Here is a 4036-nt window from a genome sequence, read left to right as displayed (position 1 = left end):
GGCGCTATTATGCCGACCCCGGAGTGGCGCCATTACAGCGACCCTGAGATGGCGCCATTATGCCGACCCTAAAATGGCGCCATATTGGTGGCCGTTGACACGTGTCGCTGAATGGCTCCGCAATCGCTAGATAATCGTCCACATGGCGCTGTGTCTCGCGGTAGTTCGTGTCATTTCTTGCAAGGTCAGCGTCCGCTCGCAGAAAGGTTCGATTCACTCTCTTTGGTGCTTCGATGTGCCCAATGATCAGATCTTTGTTTCCTGGAGCGTGCAATATTTTCTTTTTGGATAAGAATGTTCCGAGGTGGGATCTTGGGTTGACCTTGTTATCCTTTCCGAAGCGTAGTCGGTACTTGTCGAAGAACGTGTAGCGCCACTCAAAGCCAGTAATGATCCAGGTGACTCTCCGGCTGGTCCGGACAAGAGTTAGTGATCTGTGTCTCCCGTATGGACCGTAGGCTTGTGCGTAAGCTCGCGTGTTAGCGCACAAGAATTTTGTATATTCATCGAGGACCAGAACGGCGTTATCGATGATCTCTGCACCTTCCGTTTTCTTCTTCGCCATCTCCATAATCTTGGCGTGGGCCTGAACGATGTCTGCGATTTCTGGATGCCTTTGCAGGCTGTCATTCATCAGGTCGACAATGCCGTCGATAGCTTTCTGTGCCGCATCAAGGACGCGGTTCCGATGCTCCATAAGGTTGAGCGTGACCTTGACAACTGCTTCCAATACCGGAGCCAGACGGTAGAGTTTGTGCAAGGATTCGACCTGTTCTTCGTCGATGAGGACGCGCATGATGTCACGGTCTGGTAATGTGTTTTTCTGTCGCCGTATACCATGTTCGTCATGAAAAGCGTAGCGGACAGTATGGTGGTCAACGGTTGATTTCTGGCGCGGCGCATCCTTCACTACATAGACAGAAACGCCGCAGTCCCGACCAGACTTTTTGACTGCGTCGTGGAGTTCAGTGGCGATGCAATCCTCCCCCAGCAGATGTGGCAAAAGGTGCGTTTCGTCTTCAATGAAGTGGTCGACATAGAAACGATTGTATGGCTCTGACTGGACGGATGCTGCGTACGCTTTGCGTGTTTTTGGGTTCAGGATGAGCTGCTCCTGGGTTCCAACCCAGAACTTTCCATCTGGTCGCTTGGTGCGATGGCGCAGGATGGGCCCGCCCTCCTTCGGACCTAACTCATCATGCGGCGTGAGGGGAAATCTCCGCTCCCTCTTCTCTGTCTTGTTTGTCTTTCCATCAGAATCTTTCGTTGTCATCCGCACTCCTTTTATTCAACTGCCGACACTGGTATATGCACAAAAACATGGGAAGATGGTCGGTTAATCTGATGCGCTCATGCGCGAAAGTCGCCAATCTTGCCGTTGCGCTCTTGGCGCGTAATTGCGCTTTGCGGCGTTCGTTGATCGTGGCGCTTGTGTCGTCATGATGTGCTGATCGTTTCTGTTTTGTGCGTCGATGTCGCGCAAAATCGTCGGGCTTCCTGTAGCTCTATCCCGCGCAAAGCGCTGACATGGTCGTTGCGATTTTTTGGGCAGACTGCATTTTGTGTCGATGCCCAATGGTGACGATTGCGCCTTTATGCGGCACAGATTCGGTTGGTCCCGCCCCCCATGATCGCGCAAAATCGCCATGATCTTTGATGCACTCTTGCTTGCAAAACGCTGATCAAGTCGTCCAGCTTTGCGCGGCAAACTGCGCTTCGTCCCGATCATGGAAATCGGAGATTTTGTCGAGAACGCGCACGAGTGTCGTTTGCTCCACAGCCCAGAATCTTGCAAATTCGTCGATGGATCTGACGCGCACTTGCGTGAAAGTGGTCGATCTAGCCGTTGCGGCTTTTTGTGCGGTCTGCGCTTTGCGTCGATGGGAGATGGTGACGACATGCCGCACAGATCGCGTTGGATTCTTGCGACCGGATCTCGCAAAAACGCCTGGGTGACTGGCGACATCTTGGTCGCATATCGCCAATCTTGCCGTGGCGTTTTTTGGCGCGATCTGCGCCTTGCGTCGATGGTGGTCAGCGACGATTTTTGCTTCATGGGGGGCTGGTTGTATTGGCTTTGGTGGTCAGGATAGAGCAAAGCGTGCCGGAATCCGATGCCGAAACTCTTCTGTTCTGGCTGGTGAGGCGCATCCATCATCGGATCTTTCTTCGCTCCTTGCGGGCGTGCTCTTCCTCTTCCTCGCGAATCTTTTTCTGGATAATCCGGATGCTATCCATGGTGTAGATCACGATGATCTTGAAGACGCGAAAGACCTGGGTGATCAGCACCCATACAGCGAGCAGGAGCTTCCCTATCCCCTGGAGGAGCAGCACGGTGAGGCTGCGGAATCCCTGCGAGAAGATAAAGAAGAATACGGCGACGCTAAAAACGAGGACCGGCAAATAGGCAAGCATTTCGCTTCCTTAGTACAGGCGATGGAGGCCGCCAACAGCCTTTTTAAGAGCAAGTCTGCGTCTGATCTCATCCTTGGTTTTCTCGAAGAGCCAGTCGTACTTTTGGATCACCTTCTGCGCGACAACTTCCTTGCTGTATTGCGGGTACTGTCGGTACATTGCCAGGAAACCTCCGTGCGAAGTCGTGAAGGCTGGTACGAGGATGAGTTTTCCTTCTTCCTCGTCGAAATCCCATACCCAGCACTTAGAGTTGATCTCCTCGCGCTCGGGTAACTCCAACACCCGGTCCAGGATATATTCGTCCAAGACCTTGCTGATCCCGCGAACCCCAAACCGGCCACTGCCTACCTGATCCACCAGGAAGCCGAGTGCCTTGGGGGTCATGTCGGGAGCCAGGAGCTGCAGGTTGATGGCGATCTGTACCGCTGTTTCCCGCAGGTAGGTATCGGCAAGGATTTGCGTGAGCGTCTCCCGGCTCAGGCTGCGGAAATGGACGACATTGCCGATCCGCCCCACAAACTCGCGGCGGAATCGGGAGATCTTCTGCCCAGTGCGTGGATCCGTTGCCTTCGAGTTCACTACGCGCTCGCGGAGCTCTTCCTCGGTAAGTTCAGCGCACTCGTCATCGACCAAGGCGTTGCTGGTCATGACGACGATGCAATCCTCGGTCGAAATACGCTCGTCAAAAGAGGCATCTTGCAGATAGCCTTCGTCCAGGCAGGCCATCAGGCCGTCGAAGATCTCTTGTGGCCCCTTCTCGATCTCGTCGATGAGGATTACGCAGCGACCGCCAAAGCGCTTGACGCCCTGGGTGATCTGCCCGCCGGTGTCGCTGCCCATATAGCCTGGCGGCGGGCCGAAGGCTCGCCATTGGCTTCCCTCTCCACTTACTTCATTGGCGTTGAATCGGACTATTCTGCGAATGTCCCCATAGACCAGTTCGGCGATAGCCTTGGCGGTCTCCGTTTTCCCGACACCGGATGGTCCGGTAAAGAGAAAAGAAGCCAATGGTTTGTTTTTGCGCCGCGCCAAACCGGACGTGACTCGTCGGATGGCGCGCTCAATCTGGTGAATTGCGGCATCCTGTCCGATGATTCTGGTACTCGCCATGCTCAGATGGATGTCTGCTGCGATAACCGTGTTCATTACCCATTCCCCTTTTTTTCTGCTCACTTTCACTATGACCATCTTACCATAAAAAATAACCATCTCTCCTTTATCTATGAGTAAAAGAGAAAACATCTTTTGCGAATGGTAAGAAAGCCATTGTTTGTGAAAATCGGAAGAAAGGTACGAGGCTCTAGTTGGCCCACCTCTTTTTTTGTTTCCGAGAAAGGGCGAAGTGCAGAATTTTTATGGTAATCTAATTGCAAGAGCGCAACGATGCGTACAGCAAGCTTACACACCCAGGGACCCCAGCCGATGGAGGGGAAAAATCAGCGGCAGCGGAGATGGTGTACACAAGGGGAAGCACCTGATAAAGGTGGCTAGTAAAACTCCGCCCCGGTGGCACCAGGCAAAGCCCAGGGCTTACGCATGAAAAATTCCGGTGAGGACTTGCTCCATGTAGCGGTTGTCCCAGGCCGCCTTTTTTCGGCGTCCTTTGAGGCTTTCCTTGGAA

General features: G+C 53.5%; 4 protein-coding genes. All 4 read right to left on the bottom strand.

Annotation, left to right across the window (positions count from 1 at the left end; genetic code table 11):
- Positions 1 to 7: 7 nt before the first annotated feature.
- Complete coding sequence (locus RTI30_RS13120; RefSeq protein ID WP_312283985.1) at positions 8 to 1273, bottom strand: hypothetical protein; 1266 nt, start codon at positions 1271 to 1273, stop codon at positions 8 to 10.
- Between the two features lie 63 nt (positions 1274 to 1336).
- The gene (locus RTI30_RS13115; protein ID WP_312283984.1) at positions 1337 to 2158 is read right to left on the bottom strand and encodes a hypothetical protein; all 822 of its coding nucleotides are present in this window, start codon (positions 2156 to 2158) and stop codon (positions 1337 to 1339) included.
- A complete protein-coding gene (locus RTI30_RS13110) occupies positions 2155 to 2415 on the bottom strand; it encodes a hypothetical protein (RefSeq protein WP_312283983.1) in 261 nt (86 codons plus the stop codon). Before RTI30_RS13110 ends, RTI30_RS13115 begins: the two co-directional genes overlap by 4 nt.
- 9 nt (positions 2416 to 2424) lie before the next feature.
- A complete protein-coding gene (locus tag RTI30_RS13105) occupies positions 2425 to 3561 on the bottom strand; it encodes an AAA family ATPase (RefSeq protein ID WP_312283982.1) in 1137 nt (378 codons plus the stop codon).
- Between the last annotated feature and the right edge of the window lie 475 nt (positions 3562 to 4036).

The sequence above is a fragment of the Candidatus Igneacidithiobacillus taiwanensis genome, assembly GCF_031962545.1.
In the GTDB taxonomy this organism is placed as follows: Bacteria; Pseudomonadota; Gammaproteobacteria; order Acidithiobacillales; family Acidithiobacillaceae; genus Igneacidithiobacillus; species Igneacidithiobacillus taiwanensis.
Note: the sequence above shows the minus strand (reverse complement) of the source record. Positions and strands in the feature narration are given on the sequence as shown.

Bases quoted from the DNA above. Each gene is read 5' to 3' on its own strand.
- RTI30_RS13120 (WP_312283985.1), bottom strand. From the start codon at position 1,273: ATGACAACGAAAGATTCTGATGGAAAGACAAACAAGACAGAGAAGAGG.
- RTI30_RS13115 (WP_312283984.1), bottom strand. From the start codon at position 2,158: ATGATGGATGCGCCTCACCAGCCAGAACAGAAGAGTTTCGGCATCGGA.
- RTI30_RS13110 (WP_312283983.1), bottom strand. From the start codon at position 2,415: ATGCTTGCCTATTTGCCGGTCCTCGTTTTTAGCGTCGCCGTATTCTTC.
- RTI30_RS13105 (WP_312283982.1), bottom strand. From the start codon at position 3,561: ATGAACACGGTTATCGCAGCAGACATCCATCTGAGCATGGCGAGTACC.